Source organism: Variovorax sp. Soil_C_12, from assembly GCF_057657375.1.
Genome location: NZ_JBDGIO010000007.1, coordinates 337,929 through 353,201, shown reverse-complemented (window position 1 = coordinate 353,201; position 15,273 = coordinate 337,929). Strand labels below are relative to the sequence as shown.

17 protein-coding genes are annotated in these 15,273 nt (G+C 66.6%); 10 read left to right on the top strand and 7 right to left on the bottom strand.

What is annotated here, in order from left to right; all coding sequences use genetic code 11:
- Positions 1–184 precede the first annotated feature (184 nt).
- On the bottom strand, positions 185–1,114 hold the full coding sequence (locus AC3A6X_RS21055; protein WP_487844090.1) for a LysR family transcriptional regulator: 930 nt from the start codon (positions 1,112–1,114) through the stop codon (positions 185–187).
- A gap of 102 nt (positions 1,115–1,216) precedes the next feature.
- Here AC3A6X_RS21055 and AC3A6X_RS21050 point away from each other — a divergent pair, with 102 nt between their 5' ends.
- The 6 genes from AC3A6X_RS21050 (at position 1,217) to aroQ (ending at position 5,622) form a co-directional block, all read left to right on the top strand.
- Positions 1,217–2,146 carry a ketopantoate reductase family protein gene (locus tag AC3A6X_RS21050; protein WP_487844016.1) on the top strand — a complete coding sequence of 310 codons (930 nt, stop codon included), beginning with the start codon at positions 1,217–1,219 and terminating at the stop codon, positions 2,144–2,146.
- Complete coding sequence (locus AC3A6X_RS21045) at positions 2,143–2,526, top strand: VOC family protein (RefSeq protein WP_487844015.1); 384 nt, start codon at positions 2,143–2,145, stop codon at positions 2,524–2,526. The genes AC3A6X_RS21050 and AC3A6X_RS21045 overlap by 4 nt, the downstream gene beginning before the upstream one ends.
- Before the next feature lie 53 nt (positions 2,527–2,579).
- Entirely contained in the window at positions 2,580–3,032 is a 453-nt protein-coding gene (locus AC3A6X_RS21040; RefSeq protein WP_487844089.1) for a MaoC family dehydratase, read from the top strand.
- Positions 3,033–3,093: 61 nt separating this feature from the next.
- Positions 3,094–4,323 carry a CaiB/BaiF CoA transferase family protein gene (locus AC3A6X_RS21035; protein ID WP_487844014.1) on the top strand — a complete coding sequence of 410 codons (1,230 nt, stop codon included), beginning with the start codon at positions 3,094–3,096 and terminating at the stop codon, positions 4,321–4,323.
- 10 nt (positions 4,324–4,333) lie between these two features.
- A complete protein-coding gene (gene aroE, locus AC3A6X_RS21030; RefSeq protein WP_487844013.1) occupies positions 4,334–5,155 on the top strand; it encodes a shikimate dehydrogenase in 822 nt (273 codons plus the stop codon).
- A 23-nt stretch (positions 5,156–5,178) separates the two neighbouring features.
- Positions 5,179–5,622 carry a type II 3-dehydroquinate dehydratase gene (gene aroQ / locus AC3A6X_RS21025; protein WP_487844012.1) on the top strand — a complete coding sequence of 148 codons (444 nt, stop codon included), beginning with the start codon at positions 5,179–5,181 and terminating at the stop codon, positions 5,620–5,622.
- 481 nt (positions 5,623–6,103) lie between these two features.
- Here aroQ and AC3A6X_RS21020 read toward each other — a convergent pair whose 3' ends face one another.
- The 5 genes from AC3A6X_RS21020 to AC3A6X_RS21000 all read right to left on the bottom strand — a co-directional run bounded on the left by AC3A6X_RS21020 (position 6,104) and on the right by AC3A6X_RS21000 (position 10,914).
- Positions 6,104–7,195 (bottom strand): relaxase/mobilization nuclease domain-containing protein, encoded by a 1,092-nt coding sequence (locus AC3A6X_RS21020; RefSeq protein WP_487844088.1) that lies wholly within the window; start codon positions 7,193–7,195, stop codon positions 6,104–6,106.
- A 7-nt stretch (positions 7,196–7,202) separates the two neighbouring features.
- Complete coding sequence (locus tag AC3A6X_RS21015) at positions 7,203–7,781, bottom strand: hypothetical protein (protein ID WP_487844011.1); 579 nt, start codon at positions 7,779–7,781, stop codon at positions 7,203–7,205.
- 482 nt (positions 7,782–8,263) lie between these two features.
- A complete protein-coding gene (locus AC3A6X_RS21010) occupies positions 8,264–8,518 on the bottom strand; it encodes a hypothetical protein (protein WP_487844010.1) in 255 nt (84 codons plus the stop codon).
- A complete protein-coding gene (locus AC3A6X_RS21005; protein ID WP_487844009.1) occupies positions 8,493–8,765 on the bottom strand; it encodes a hypothetical protein in 273 nt (90 codons plus the stop codon). The genes AC3A6X_RS21010 and AC3A6X_RS21005 overlap by 26 nt, the downstream gene beginning before the upstream one ends.
- Positions 8,766–8,841: 76 nt before the next feature.
- Positions 8,842–10,914 carry a ParB/RepB/Spo0J family partition protein gene (locus AC3A6X_RS21000; protein WP_487844008.1) on the bottom strand — a complete coding sequence of 691 codons (2,073 nt, stop codon included), beginning with the start codon at positions 10,912–10,914 and terminating at the stop codon, positions 8,842–8,844.
- 668 nt (positions 10,915–11,582) lie between these two features.
- Here AC3A6X_RS21000 and AC3A6X_RS20995 point away from each other — a divergent pair.
- The 3 genes from AC3A6X_RS20995 to AC3A6X_RS20985 are packed head-to-tail and all read left to right on the top strand — an operon-like array spanning position 11,583 to position 12,540.
- On the top strand, positions 11,583–11,873 hold the full coding sequence (locus AC3A6X_RS20995; RefSeq protein ID WP_487844007.1) for a hypothetical protein: 291 nt from the start codon (positions 11,583–11,585) through the stop codon (positions 11,871–11,873).
- Positions 11,870–12,253, top strand: a complete 384-nt coding sequence (locus tag AC3A6X_RS20990) for a hypothetical protein (protein WP_487844006.1) — start codon at positions 11,870–11,872, stop codon at positions 12,251–12,253. Before AC3A6X_RS20995 ends, AC3A6X_RS20990 begins: the two co-directional genes overlap by 4 nt.
- A gap of 29 nt (positions 12,254–12,282) precedes the next feature.
- Positions 12,283–12,540 (top strand): hypothetical protein, encoded by a 258-nt coding sequence (locus tag AC3A6X_RS20985; RefSeq protein WP_487844005.1) that lies wholly within the window; start codon positions 12,283–12,285, stop codon positions 12,538–12,540.
- Here AC3A6X_RS20985 and AC3A6X_RS20980 read toward each other — a convergent pair.
- Positions 12,473–13,201, bottom strand: a complete 729-nt coding sequence (locus AC3A6X_RS20980) for a hypothetical protein (RefSeq protein ID WP_487844004.1) — start codon at positions 13,199–13,201, stop codon at positions 12,473–12,475. The genes AC3A6X_RS20985 and AC3A6X_RS20980 overlap by 68 nt on opposite strands.
- Before the next feature lie 899 nt (positions 13,202–14,100).
- Between AC3A6X_RS20980 and AC3A6X_RS20975 the strand changes: the two genes are divergently transcribed.
- Positions 14,101–15,096, top strand: a complete 996-nt coding sequence (locus AC3A6X_RS20975) for an ABC transporter substrate-binding protein (protein WP_487844003.1) — start codon at positions 14,101–14,103, stop codon at positions 15,094–15,096.
- Positions 15,097–15,273: the final 177 nt, after the last annotated feature.

The following is a 15,273-nucleotide window of genomic DNA, read 5'->3' as shown; positions in this document are numbered from 1 at the left end:
ACAGCTGCCGCTCGTCGGTCGAGGGTGGATGGCGGGTCAGGGCCTGGTCAGGGCCCGTTGTTGACTTGTGCTCTCGTCCCCGAAAGTCCGCTTTGCGTTGAAGAGCGACCGCCGGATGGTACGGCGACCCTCTCGGGGGACACCAATCAAGTCACCGATGGACTACCCTCTATTTACGCGCGTTCTATTTCTTGGCAAAAAGCCGCTCGCACAAGCCGCGCAACCAGCGATTCGCCGGGTCTTGGTTGTAGCGCGCATGCCAGTGCTGCTTGACGGTGAACGGCGGCACAGGCACCGGGCAATCAAAGACAGCGAGTCCGTTGGTGCGGGCCAGTGTCTCGCCGATCTGGCGAGGCACCGTGGCCACAAGGTCAGTGGTCGACACGATGGCGGCCAGTCCCAGGAAGCCGGGCAACTCCAGCAAGATGTGTCGTTCGACGCGGTGCCGCAACAGCGCCGCCTCCAACAATTGAACGCCCGTACCGCCGACGATGCCGATGTGTGCTTCGGCCTTGAAGTCGCGCAAGCCCATGCCTTTTGCGGTGATCCGCGGGTGTCGGGCATTGACCAGGCACACCCAGTCTTGCGGATACAGCACCTGTTGATAGAAGCCTGACTCGAGCCACGGCACCAGTCCGATCGCAAGATCCGCCTGGCCGGACTGCAGCGCCTGTCCAGTTTCCTCATCGATGCGCGCAGCCTGCAGGCGGATGCAGGGGCCCACGGCGCGCACGTGCGCCAGCAGTTGCGGCAGCAGCGTGATGTGGCTGGCATCCGTCATGCAGATCCGGAAGCGCCGCGTTGAGCTCGACGGGTCGAACGCTTCCGGTGGCGCGGCCACACGGCGCAGCGCCGCCAGTGCCTCGCGCGCCGGAACGATCAGTTCTTCCGCGCGCGGCGTCGGCTGCATGCCTGCCGCGGTGCGCACGAACAACTCGTCGCCCAGATGCCTGCGCAGCCGGCCCAGCCAATTGCTCACCGTCGGCTGGCTCTGGCCGAGCTGGTCGGCCGCGCGCGTCACGCTCTGCGTGGTGTAGATCAGGTCGAACAGGCGCAGCAGCTTGAGGCTGAGCAAGCCCGCGCTCGCATCGAGGTTGTCGTCGTCCGCATTCATTTCAAAACGGAATGTAGACCATTCGATCCATGTCATGGACGAAATGTTTATCGAAACCTATCTTCAAGGCATTCCTTCGAGACACCCCTTCGAGAGACACGCATGAAAATCTACTTCCTCGGCGCTGGCGCCCTCGGCTGTGCCATCGGCGGCACGCTTGCCGCCGGCGGGTCGGACGTCACGCTCATCGATCCGTTTCAGGCGCACGTCGACGCCATCAATCGCGACGGCCTCCTCATGCAGGACGGCGACTCCGAACGCAGCGTCAAGGTGCGCGCATCGACAAGCGTCGAGGGTCTGGCGCCAGCCGACCTGGTGATCGTGCTGGTCAAGTCCTTCCACACGCGCTCCGCCATGGAAGGCGCGTTGTCGATCATCGGGCCCGACACTGCGCTGATGTCGCTGCAGAACGGAATGGGCCATGAGGAGATCCTGGCCGACGTCGCCGGCCGCGCACATGTGCTGGCTGGCAAGACCTACGTTGGCGGCGTTCTGCTCGGTCCGGGCCACATCATTGCCGGCACGCGTGGCAAGCGCACGGTGATCGGCGAGCTCGACGGCAACCTGAGCGAACGCGCCAGGGCCATCGCAGCCGAGTTCGAGCGCGCCGGGCTGCCTTGCGAGGTCAGCGACAACATCATGGGCGTGATGTGGGACAAGCTGCTCATCAACGTCTCGACCGGCGCACTGAGCGGCATCACAGGCCAGGTGTACGGCAGCCTCTACGCGGTGCCCGAGATCGAGGCCACGGCCATCGCGGCCGTGACCGAAGCGATGGCCGTCGCGCAGGCGATCGGCGTGAAGCTGTCGATCAAGGCCCCGCGCGATGCATGGGTGATGGCCGCCGAAGGCCTGCCCTACGAGTTCAAGACCTCCATGCTGCAGAGCTTGGAGAAGGGCTCCATCACCGAGATCGATTTCATCAACGGTTCGGTGGTGCGCGCCGGGCTCAAGCACAACGTGCCGACGCCGGTGAACCAGACGCTGGTTGCCGCCATCAAGGGCATCGAACGCCGGCTGGAGGCGAAATGAGCACACCGCGCGCCTATGTGGAACACGTTGCCATCTGGGTGAAAGACATCCATTGGCACATCAAGTTCTTCCACGACGTCTGCGGCATGACGATGCGCGAGGTACAGGGCACGCTCGAAGAGCCGGTCCAGTACTGGACCCTCGGCGGCATGCAGTTCATGGCCAAGCCGAACCACGCAGGGCCTGAAGGCCGCCTCGGCCATCTCGGCGTGATGTGCGAAGACCTCGAAGCCGCACTCACCGCAGCACAGGCCTTCGGTGTGACCGAAATGCCGCAGGGCCGCAACTGGCTGCGCCTGCCGGACGGCCTGGCCGTCGAATTCATGCAGGCCAGTGCTGGCGCCGTGGCGCGCGCTCTCGCCATCGATCCCCGCGCCTGAAGAACCGCCGACACATAGACACATAGATAGATAAGAAACACACCATGACCGCCTTGACCATCGAAGACAAGTACTGGGACGACGCCGTCGTCGGCCAGGAGTGCATCAGCCCGCCCTACGAAGTGACAGAGGCGCGCGTGATGGCGTATGCGGACCTCACCGGCGACCACACCCCCGTTCACATCGACGAAGCCTATGCGCGCACCACGCCGTTCGGCACCCGCGTGGCGCATGGGCTGTTCGGCCTGTCGGTGGCCGACGGGCTCAAGACGAAGAGCGACTTGCGCTTCATGCCGGGCATGTCCCTCGGCTGGGAATGGCGCTTTGTCGGACCGATCAAGCTCGGCGATACGGTGCGCGTGAAATTCCACGTCGGCAGCAAACGCGAATCGAAGAGCAAGCCGGGCTGGGGCATCCTCGTGCTGCCCTCCGAACTCATCAACCAGCGCGACGAGGTCGTGCAAAAGGGCGAGCACCGCGTGATGGTGCCGAGGAAGCCGGCATGAGCGCCGCGCCGGGCCGCCCAAAGCAAGCTCGCACCGCAGTGCGAAGCACGAAGGTACTCCAATGAGCACGTCGCTCCAACAAGCTCTGCCGTTGGCCGGCTTCCGCGTAATCGACTACAGCCACTTCCTGGCTGGCCCTTATGTTGGCCGCTGCCTCGCCGCGCTCGGTGCGGAAGTCATCAAGGTCGAGCGCCCCGGCACGGGCGATGCCGGGCGCCAGCATGCGTGGTTCGTCGGCGACCACAGCGGCTACTTCCTGCAGCAGAACATGGGCAAGAAAGGGCTCAGCGTGAACACGAAGGACCCACGCGGCCGCGCGTTGATGAAGAAGCTGGTCGATAGCGCCGACGTGTTCGTCGAGAACTACCGCCCTGGCGCGCTCGACAAGCTGGGCCTGGGCTATGCCGAACTCGCAGAAACCAACCCCGGCCTCGTGTACTGTTCGATCTCGGCCTATGGTCACACCGGCCCCGATTCGCACCGCGCCGGCTTCGGCCTCATCGCCGAGGCCAAGAGTGGCATCATGCAGATGGTCGGCAACCCGGGCGAGGCGCCGCCGCTGCTGCGCATCTCGCTCGGCGACATGTACACCGGCATCCACGCGGTCGCCGCGATCAATGCCGCGCTGTTGGGGCGCGTGAAATCCGGTCGCGGGCAGCACATCGACATGGCCTTGTACGACACGCTGGTGTCGATGCACGAGTACGCGGTGCAGTGCTACACGCTTTCCAACAGACAGGAAGTGCCGGTGCAGACCGGGCATGACATGCCCAATTCCACGCTCTACGGCGTGTTCCGCGCGCAGGACGGTGACCTCGTGATCGCCGCGCAGGTGGACGACGCGTGGAAGCGCTTTGCTGCGCTGGTCGAAAAGAACGGTGGCCCTGCGGGGTTCGGCAGCGACACGCGGCTGCACGCTTCAGCCGGGCGCAATGCCCATCGCGCGGAGATCCTCGAGGTGGTGAAACCGTGGGTTGCGGCGCAGCCGGTCGCGCAGGTGCTGAAGATGCTGGACGGCATCGACGTGCCCGCGGCCAAGGTTCAACGCATTGACGAAGTGCTGGCCGATCCGCAGATCCGTGCGCGCGGCATGGTGGTCGAGCAGGACCACCCGGCGCTCGGAAAGATCCGCCTGCCGAACCTCCCCTTCCGCATGTCGGGGTGCGACACATCGATCACGCAGGTAGCGCCCGAACTGGGTGAGCACAACGCGGAGATCGCAGCCAGCCTCGGTTTCGACGCGGCACAGATCGCCGACATGCAGGCCGATGGCGTGCTCTACAGCAAGTAAGGAGACAGTGATGACCGACAAGTACGCCCTGATCGGCAATCCGATAGGACACACCAAGTCGCCGATGATCCACCGCAGCTTCGCCGAAGCGACCGGCCAGGACATCGACTACCGGGCGATCGAGGGCTCGCTCGACCGCTTCGCCGACGACGTGCACGCATTTCGCAAGGCAGGCGGGCGAGGAATGAACGTCACGGCCCCCTTCAAGCTGCAGGCCTGCGCGCTGGCCACCGAACGGCTCGAACGCGCCGAACTCGCCGGCGCCGCCAATGCGCTCAAGTTCGAGGGCAACCGCATCATTGCCGACAACTTCGACGGCTTGGGCCTGACCAACGACATCCAGCGCAACCTGGGCTTCTCGCTCAAAGGTGCGCGCATGCTGGTGATCGGCGCTGGCGGTGCGGTGCGTGGCGCACTGCTGCCCTTTCTCGCGCAACAACCGAACGTAGTCGTATTGGCGAACCGCACAGAGATAAAGGCCATCGACCTTGCAAAGCAGTTCGCCGGGCACGGCCACGTGCAAGGCTGCGGCTACGACGATCTGGCAGGAGAGCGATTTGACATCGTCATCAACGGCACCTCGGCCAGCCTCAAGGGTGAACTACCGCCCCTGCCCGCCGAGACGCTTCAGGGTGCGAAGCTGGCCTACGAGCTCGCCTATGGCAAGGGTCTTACGCCCTTCCTGCGCCTGGCGCAGCGCGCCGGCGTGCCGAAGCTGGCCGACGGCGTCGGCATGCTCGTGGAACAGGCTGCGGAAGCCTTCTTGTGGTGGCGCGGCGTGCGGCCCGAGACGCGCGGCGTCATCAACCGCATGACCATCCCCTTGGTCTGACGCAACGAGACGCAGACATCCCCATGAAGATCCTCATGCTGCACGGCATCAATCACAACATGTTCGGCAAGCGCGACCCGAAGCAATACGGCACGATGACGCTGGCCGAGATCGATGCGCAATTGCAAGCACTCGGCAAGGAACTCGGTGCCGAGGTCGAGAGCTTCCAGACCAACAGCGAAGGCGCGATGTGCGAGCGCATCCACCGCGGCTTTGTCGAGGGTGTGGACGCGGTGCTCATCAACGCCGGGGCATGGACGCACTACAGCTACGGCATCCGCGACGCACTGGCGATCCTTACGGTACCGATCGTCGAACTGCACATGTCGAACATCCATGCGCGCGAGAAATTCCGCCACCACTCGGTGTTCGCGGAGATTGTGAAAGGACAGATTTGCGGATTTGGCGTCGACAGCTACCTGCTCGGTCTGCGTGCCGCGGTATCGGCCGCCGCGCAGGCGCAATGATGCTCACGTCGGTTGGTGTGTCGGCCTTCTCTTGTCACCATCACGGGAATCCCCGTGAGGGGCCGTCTTTCCAGACGCCCCGTCAGGCCTCGAGATTTCTTGCAACACGGTGGTGGCCACGTCAGCGGTCGAGGTGCGTGGCTGACGCGGCTTCAACCGAAGGCTAAGGTACTCCGATGACTGCTACTGCGCCTGAAACAGACATAGGCCGTAGCGACGTGAATGTCCGTACTCAACGGCCGCTTCCGGGCCCCGTTGCCGGCCGCTGTAGGCCCGGTTAGGGCCCCGAACTGCCGCTCGGGCGATCACGCTGAACGTTGGAGATCAGTCGTGATGAGACCTTCACCGGCGCGCTAGCGAATGGCAGAGCCACGGACTGTGACCGAAGTCCCTCCAGCGTGGAGGAGTGTCGGGCTGTCGCCGCAAGGCAGTCCCGGCAGGAGCACAAGGAAGGCCGTACGGCCATGATTGCGCTTCCGTTTCACCGGACCTGCGGCGCCGGTGGCTTGGTGTCGCTGCGCTCCAGCGCTCGGCTTCTGCCCTGCTCTCTCCAGCGGTCAGCCATTCGCTGCGCATCGGTCTGCACGGCCGGCATGCGCGCTACGAAGCGATCCACCTGGGCGGCCAGATCACCTTCACCCTGCCTTCGAAGTGCATCCGCCGTGGCGCGCCAGTCCGCCGCCACTTCCTGCCGGGTGCCCTGCATCGCCTCCTTGCCGGCATCCAAGCCGCCTCGGCCCAACCGAAGGACCCGGACCACGCTGTCTAGCTTGGCGCGCATGAAGGTGGAGGTCTTGGGCGGTTGACGCTTGGCCCGCTCGCTGGCCGGCAACTGCCCGAACGCCCGAAGCGCCCGGAGCCGGTGACGGATCGCATCGCGGTACGGCCGCCGGATCTGGCCTCGCACCTGTCGTGGCGTGGCATTGGCCGCCACGCCCTGGTCGCGCATCAGCGCGGCGAACTGTTCGCGCCATTGCCGCAGCGTGTCCTTGCGGATGTAGAGGCGCTTGCCGGGCTCGAACTCGTGCTCGCACTTGACCACCAGGTGCACGTGCGGGTGCGGCTGGTCGGTGTGCAGCACCATGGCGTAGCGGAACTGCAGCGCGAAGTTCTCGCGCGCGAACACGCGCGCAGCAGCCAGCAACTTCTCCGCAGGCGTGCCCGCCGGCATCGACAGGACAATGTTGTGGACGAGCTTCGCACGGGTGTCCTTCTGGCCCTCGGCCGGTTTGGGCTTGTACTGGCTTCTGCAAAGGTCCAGCTGCCAGTCGGCCACGACCTCCTTGGCGGCGCCTCGGCCCTGCAGGGCCACCCCCTCGTCGGTTTCCATCGGCAGCTTTCCGTGCCGGCCGATGTAGCGCAGGTGCGCGTCGACCCCGCCGACGTCCCGCCCGCCGCCGGAGACCTTCACCATCACTTCGGGCGTGCGGCCCACCGTGCGCTGGATCTGCGCGATCTGATCGGCTCCGAAGCGCAGCGTGCCGGTTGGTCCTCGCCGGCCGTAGCTCACGATGTCCAGCGCCATGTCGCGCGTGCCGCCGGCCGGTCCGCACCCGCTTCGCCCCAACCTCATCGTCTGCTTAGGCATCGCCCACCTCGATGCTGTTCTCCCAGCTGATGAGGTTCCGGCGCACGACGGCGGTCGTGGCTTCGCGTGCCGCCTCGATCTCGCGCCGGACGAGCGCGATCGCATCGCGCAGTTCCGACGCCGTCGGCTCCGTCAAGGTGTTCAGCATGCCGAGCATTCGAAGCTGCCGTCCGAGTGCAGCCAGTTGCGCACCGGTCGCCTTGATCTGGTCCAGCTCCTTCGGCGGGAGCACCGCCGAGCCACGAACATGGTTGTGGATCAGCATGGTGAGGTAGCTGCCGGTCCTCATTCCACGAGCACCGGCTCGCTCTGCCGCCAACGTTCGATCGCCATTGCGAAGCCGCAGCGTGATGCGATCCTCTGCAACGCCGCCAACGCTCGAACCACGCGCGACCCGTTGCTCACTCGATTCGCGCGCCACCGGGCCGTTGGCCGTCAGCACTGCGTCGACCAGTTTGGCGAGCAGACCCGACTCGCTGAGTTGATGGCGCGCGGCCAGCGCGGCAAACCGCGCCCTCGTGTCGGACAACACCCTGGTCCCAATCACGCTCGATCGAGAGGTCTTGGTCATCGCAACGCCATGGCTGTTAACAACGTCTGACGGCAGTCTATCCTGCCCTCAACACCGCACAAGGCCTTGGCTGTCGGCATGCCGACACTTTTCATCCGCACGGCACCAAGAGCCCAAATTCGATGCGCTTCCCTGCCCAGCGCGGGCTCCCCACCATGACAGGACCGCTGCCTCAAACAGAGAAGCCCGCCATCACCGATGACGGGCCTCGCCCGATCTCACTGCCTGCCGCCGGCGCGGATGCCCAACATCAGGGCAGGTGTCGGCAGGTCGACCCTTTCGATTCGCACGACACCCAGAGTCCAAGCTCGACCCCTTCTCATCCCCACGCGAGGTCGGCGACCAGGCAACGATCACAGCGACCGCAGGCGCAGAAAAAAGAGGCCCGCCATCGCCGATGACGAGCCGCGAGCGGTTTCGCTGCCTGTTCCGGACCGCCCTCGATGCTTCACATCGAACAGGGTGTCGGCATGCCGACACTTTCAGTCTTGCCATCGTTGCGCCAGCCGCCGCGCCTGCTGCACGGCGCACTCCGCATCGCGCAGGAACTCGGCGATCAGGCTGAGCGTCGGATTGTCGGCGTGACGCTCCTGCGTGTGCTCCACGCCGAGCACGGCCAGTTGCAGCGCCTCGTCGCACTCGCAGGTCCGGCGGTACAGGCATCGGCCCTCGAACCGGGACAACGGCGCGGGCCCGTCGGCGGGTGCCGCGTCAACGCCGTCGGCTGCGCGCTTCATGGCGATCGCTCTCGATGGTCCTGCCGCCGGACGGCGAGGACTCCGTGTGCTGGGCTTCCCCCAGCGGCACCGGCGTCAGATCACGCGTGCTGCCAATGCCCTCCAGCACCGGCTGGAGCCGGGCATCAAACGCGCCATGGGTCGGGCGAGCGACACGCTCGGAGGTTGTGGGCCGTGCGGCGAGGCCGAGGATGGCCAGCGCTGCGATACCGCAGACGGTGACCAGGGCCGTGATACGTGCATTCATGTGAGCCTCCATGGATCGAAGAGAGTCAGCGCGCCGCCCATACGTCACACCAAGCGTCGGCGGCGCGCCATCGGTGCTATGCGATGTCTTCGGCTGTGAGCGGCTGTGCGCTTCGGGCTCGCAGCGGGGCGGGCAGCCAGCGCGAGCCTTCCAGCTGGCTGGCGCAATGTGCCACCGCATCGGGCTTCTTCATCCCGGCCACGGTCTTGGTCGAATCGATGCCCGTGGCTTCCTTCACCGCTTCGAGCGCCTTGGCCTTGCTCACGCTGCCGAGGTAGTTCGCGGCGCTCGGCACCCACCAGTCGGCCATGTCCACGCCCAGCGCCTCGGCGATCGCATCGCTCTGGTCATGGCTGCGTTCGTGGCCAGTCACCGCATCGATGCTGCGGGCCGTGCAGTAGGCCAGCAGTTCGAGCAGCGTGCCCTGCGCCTGGCCGAGCAGCCAGCTGAACAGGCTTTCCGAATCGCCGGGGATGCGGTCGCCCCATTCGGTGGCCGCCTGTCCGAGCAGGACGCCGGCGGGCGAGTGCGCATAGTCGCTCGCGTGCTCGGCCAGCGTGTAGTCGCCGGTCACCCGCACATGGATCTTCACCACGTCATGGCCCCGGCTGTACTGGTCGAACACGGTTTCCGCCATGCGGTGCACCAGCGTCACGAGGGCCACATGCGGGTTCTGCATCAGCGCGGCCTGGAGGGCGGCGGTCCGGTGCGCCGTCAGGTCGCGCATCAGCTTCTCGCTGAACTCGGGCCTTCTCTTGGCGTTCTCGTTGCCGTCGTCGGCGCTCCCGGTCGATCCCTTCGATGCATCGCCGCCATCGCCCTCCCCTGCCGTGCCGCCGGTTGCGTTCGCTGCTCGCGCTGCTTTCTTGTCCTCGGGCCGGATCAGGCCCCGATGGACTACGACCCGCCCGCTGTGATCGATGTGCAGCAGCACACCGGAACGGGCCATCTGCTCGGGCGTCCATGCTTGGAGGGCAGCGCGTGCGGCATCGAGCCTCTCATCGAGCGCATCCAGCGCACCCGAAAGCCGCTGTTCCTCAACCTCGTACGCATCGGGACCGGGGTCGCTGTCCTGCGAGGCCTCCTCGCTCTGGTCGTAGGCCTTGGACAGGGCCGCGTGCTCGGCCTCCATCGCCTCGATGGCTTGCGCTTCCTCGGGCGTCGGCGCCCGCTCGGCCTGGACTTCATGCCCGTAGCGGCGCAGGGCCAGGTGGTCGCCATCGGTCAGGCAGTCCACCCAACCCCAGCCCTCCGCCCGCACTTCCTCGGCGAGGCTGCGAAGCCTCTTCATGGCGAGCGCCTGCAACAGCACCGGGTCGTCCAGGTAGACGCTGGAGGCATCGCCCGCTTCCGCGAAAAGATCTCTTCGCACGGCGCCGCCCCGGGCCTCGTAGGCCTCGATGCCCACGAACCGGGCCAGCCGGCTGTCGCCCGAACAGGATTGCTCGGTGACGAGGCGCCGCAGGGTCCACGCATCGCGGTCATAGGACGGCAGGCCATCCCAGATCGCTTCCTGCGCTGCGTGATCGTCCACCAGGGCCAGCGCCTGCAGTTGCTCGGGCTCGATCTCGTCGGCCCGGTACATGGCAATGAAGCGGGGCGCCAGGCGCGCCAGCTTGAGGCGCCGCTCGACCGTCAGCGCGCTGACGCCGAAGCGCCCGGCGACCTGCGCCACCGTCAGGCCCTCCTCCACCAGCGTGCGGAAGGCTTCCATCTGGTCGGCCGGGTGCATGGCCTCGCGCCCGGAGTTCTCGGCCAGCGACACCTCTACCGCGTCTGCATCGTCGTAGCACTTGCACTCCACCGACTGCGAGGCCGACCAGCGCCCGCTTTGCGCGAGCAGCTGCATGGCACGCAGGCGTCGGCCGCCCGCCACCACGGCAAACCGGCCATCGGACACGGCGACCACGCTCAGGCGCTGCAGCAGCCCCTGCGCTTCGATCAGCGCGGCAAGTTCCACGATCCCTTCCGCGTGGTGCACCCTGCGCACATTCGCTTCGCTGATGAACAGCCGGTCCAGCGGCACCAGCACATCACGCCCTGCGAGGTCCGCCGCCACGGGCGCCTCGATCTTCCCGGCCGCTGCCTGGTTCCCCGTCTGGTGGGCACGCGATGCAGCAGCCTTCTTCGGCTTGGCAATCACAGTCATTTCGGTTTCCTTTGCAGTTGAAGTTGAAGACATGCCGGGTTCCTAGATTCAGAGCCCTTGGTGAAAGGGTTCCGGTTCGCATCGGCCTCCTACCCGGAGCTGGCCGCCGTTTTCCTGAGTTCTTCGCCCGGTGAACGACAGCGACCGCGATGACGGGGGAGCAAGGGGGAAGCCTTCGTAACGCGCCAGCGTTATGAACACCCCCTTGCAGGCGAAGCCGGTCCCCCGGCAGCGCGGGCGCAGCGTCACCGGACAAGGCGAAGGACTCAGGCAAACGGCAGCCCTGCAGGAGGTCGACGCGTACCGGAACCGCCGCGCGGCGAGCGCCGCTACCTGCCGCAGGCAGGTCTGATCAATGGAGGTTCAAGGGGCGCAGCCCCTGCGCCAGGGATGCGCAAGGCGGCCGCAGGCCGTCCCCGAAGGGGATGAGCGCGCAGGCGCGAACCTGGAGCAGCCCGACAGCGGCGCGGCCGCTGGGGCGCCCGCATCAGGCACCGCTGTGCACATCGCCGCGGCCCTTGCGTTTCACCGATCGGCCCTTACTTTTTCAAGATCGGGCTGCCCGGCGCACAGGTGAGCCGGCCGGCCGACAAGGCGAATCAGAAATCACCGACGGCGCCGTTTTTCCGGACGGAGCAAAGCTGGAACGGCGCTTGCAGGAGACCGCCATGCTCACCACGGACCAGAAAGCGACCATCCTTCGCCGGGCCGGCGTCGCCGTTCCAGCCTTTCCCGCCCGCCGCCCTTCCGATCAGCAGCATCAATCAGGCGCCGAGTCGAGGCTCAAGAGCAACCTGCAGGCAGAGGGCCGACGGATGGCCGCCGAGCAGTGGGCGAGGACCATCGACACCCTCTTCGTCGAGTATTCGGCCGCCCGCGCGGCCAGGAGCCTGCGCGACGCGGAGGAAGCTCGGCAGCTGGGCGCATTGCGCCGTGCATCGGACGGCTCGACCGCGTGACACAGCCGTCAAACGACAAACCGGCCCCGGCGCAGCAATACCCGCTTACGCCCGACGGGCGCTACCTCGTCGTGCGCGGGCGCCTGTGGCGCGCCGCCAACCCGGGTCTGGCGCGCGAGGAGCGCCAGTACCTGGTCGACCGGCCGATGGACGCACGCCGTGCGGTGGCGGCAGCCCGGCGCAGCGGCGAAGCCGCAGCGCTGCGCCAGGCCCGAGATCAGGTCGATGCCGCCAAGCTCGCCCTGGGCGAGCGCGGCCAGGTCTGGTGGACCGACGGCGCGCCGGACCTCAACCGCCCTCTGGTGCGCAACACCCAGTACGCCGGCTGGTTCGCAGAGCGCACCGGCAAGGCCCGTGCGGACGCGCCGCAGCCAAGCTGAACGTGTATGCAAGGAGCAACCAAATGGGCATGGGCTTTCTTTCCAGCATCGAGCGCATCGACGCGGCCGAGAACGAGGACGCCGATCGGGTCGGTGGGGCACGAGACCCCGTCGCGCGCTTCACCGACGCCGCCGTCGACCTCGGCTTGATCCGTGCCGGCGACAAGCTCGACCGCAACGTGGTCGAGCTGTGCCTGCGGGTCGTCGAGATGGCCGCCATCATCGGCGACGGCCACCCCGCAGCCGGGTGTCCGCAGGACACCGTAGGGACCCACATCCGGGGCTGAGCTCAGGCAGTAGGAAGGCGCTGGCCATATCGAGATCGCGCGGGCGGGGCCACCGGCGACGAAGCGAAGCCAAGGCGCATAGCCCGGAGCGCAGGACCCAGCCAGCCACCGCAGAGGCCTTCACCGCTTTCGGCTGCCAGGCTTCTTGTCTTGGGCTTCCGAAAACGTCTCTCCGCGGCGTAATGCAGCGCGCCATCCTTCGCCACATCGGGCACTCGACCGACCAGCGATTCGCAAGTGCCTGTGCCAGTCCCTGGCAACCGTTCTTCATGAGGACAGCGACGTATTCCTCGCGGGTGAGTTTCGGGGCCTTGAGTTTCCTGTGGCAGCCTTCCGCCAGCTTTGCCACCAGGTCCGGCGCCTCTGCGTGCAGCCCTTCAAGATAGGCTGCCATGGCGTAGCGGACGACCTGCGTGTCCTTGAAGGCGCGCTGCGGAAAATCCTTGATGTTCTGGGTGACGAGGGCGACCGGTTGGCTTGGCCAATCATCCAGCGAGAGCTTGTAGGCCGCTGCGGCGACATGGCGGTCCTTTGCGTCCACGAGCTCGAATCGGCCGGTGTGCTTCGCGTAGCTGGCCACTTCCCAGCCTTCGGCGGCCGCTCGCATGCCCTCCAGGCAGTCCTGGATGGCTTGCGGGTCCGCATTCTGTTTGGCGATCACGTTGCGCGTCCATTCCGCCTAAACACTTCCGCCGCATGCAGGTGCATGAACAGGTCGCGCATGCGAGGTGCAAAGAACACGTTCGCATCGACCAGGACGATGCGAGGCAGGACGGGCGCCCCGCTCGATGCCTTCCGGTTGGCCATGTTCAGCGCTTTGCGCGGCGCGGCACACCCACCAGTTCGTCGTTGTCCAGGCCGATGCGCTGGCTGGCCTGAGCCATGGCGTCGAGGCCCTTGGCCTGCCGCACCTTGCTGTCGGCCTGTGGGGGCCGTTCTCACCCCGTTGATCAGCTCGCTCGTCGCCAGCAATGCGCGCATCGAAGTTCGAATCGCCATAGGTTCGCGCCCCACTGAGTCCTGCGCTGAATTCCGCGGTTTCCTCCCTGGGGGCTTATCCAACACCTGCCCTCAACCCGTTGTCGTGCCGCCGCCTGTGCGCCCCAAGGGCAGGTGTCGGACAACCCTTCACCGGAGCAGACGTACGCCGACCTTAGTTCGACTCCGCAAAGCGGACGCAGGCGAACGAATAAGCAGCTCAGGGCCGCATCATTGGCGAAGGTAGCGGGCATTCCTTGACCTTCATGCGCCCTATGCTCCTATTCCATAAGGCGCCTGTCACGCGAGAAGGCGCAGCAGCGCTTCTCTGGCGCGGAGCCTGACAGTCAGCTCGCTTGAGATGCGCAACCTGCCGGAAGGGCCCGGCGAATGGCCTAACTGCCGGCAGCCCGCAAGCCGACACCATAGCCAGCACCCATCTCCGAGACGACGGCCTAACGTTCGAGCTGCCCGTTGTGCCAAGGCCGCGGCTAGATCTGCGAAGACCACCCCGACCAGCTGAGCGCTCCGTCGCCCCGCACCCGCTTTGCGGTGAGGGCGGTTCGGAGATAGTCTCGGCGCATGAATCCGCGTCCGGACGGCTTTGCACGCCGGCTCATCGTGCTCGGTGCGGCAGCCGGCATCGCGCTTGGCGTCTGGCCAGCCGACCGCCCGCGGCGCATCGGCTACATCTCGTTTTTTCCGCGGCCAAGCGCCGGCGCCGTGCCGGTCTTCGATGCCTTTTTCGCCGGCATGCGCGAGCAGGGCTACGAGGAGGGCCGCGACTATGTGATGGACTGGCGGGACACCGGGGGCAAGCCGGAGGGTCTCGACGCGCACGCCGCCGCACTGGTGGCGGACGGCGTCGACCTCTTCTTCTGTCTTACCACCGGCGCGGCGATGGCCGCGAAGCGTGCGACGAGCGCAATCCCGATCGTGTTCTCAGGGGTGAGCGATCCGGTCATCAGCGGCCTGGTCCCGTCGTTGGCGCGCCCCGGGGGCAACCTCACCGGCATGTCGGCCGTCGACGACGAGCTGCACGGCAAGCGGTTCGAGTTGCTGCGCGAGTTGCTGCCGCAGGCCCGCGAGGTCGCGGTGCTGTGGATGCCCGACTGGGTGGTCAACCGCAACGAGCTGACGCAGATCGAGGCGCTGGCGCCTCGGCTCGGCCTCCGCATCCGGCGGGTCGAGCTGAACCGTGTCGAGGACATCGCGGCTGTCATCCCGCCACTAGGGCGCACCCGCACCGACGCGTTGTTCATCCTCCCAGCGCCCTGGCATGTCTACTCGAGCGCCGAACTGGTGACCGCAGCGACGCAGGCACGCCTGCCGACCATCGGCGTGGAGCGCTACCACCATGCCGGTGGCGCCTTGCTGACGTACGGGGCGGACATCGCCGCGCTGGCGCGCCGCGCCGCCGGCTACGTCGACCGGATCTTCAAGGGCGCCAAGCCCGCCGACCTCCCGGTCCAGCAGCCGCAAAAGTTCGAACTGCTGATTAACCTGAAGACTGCCCTTGCGGTCGGTGTCGCGGTGCCCAGTATCCTCTTGTTGCGCGCCGACGAGGTCGTACGTTGAGAGGCTGCGGGGCGCTTTGACCGCCGGCCCTCCTCGCCTGCAGCCGACCTTCGCCACCACCCTCCGATTCCAATCTCATGACCGACCCCATTCGGCGCCTCACCAGCGATGAGGCGAGTTCGCTAGCAAAGGCACTCGCGTTGGAATTGCCATGGCGGAACTCAGACGAGAGCGGAC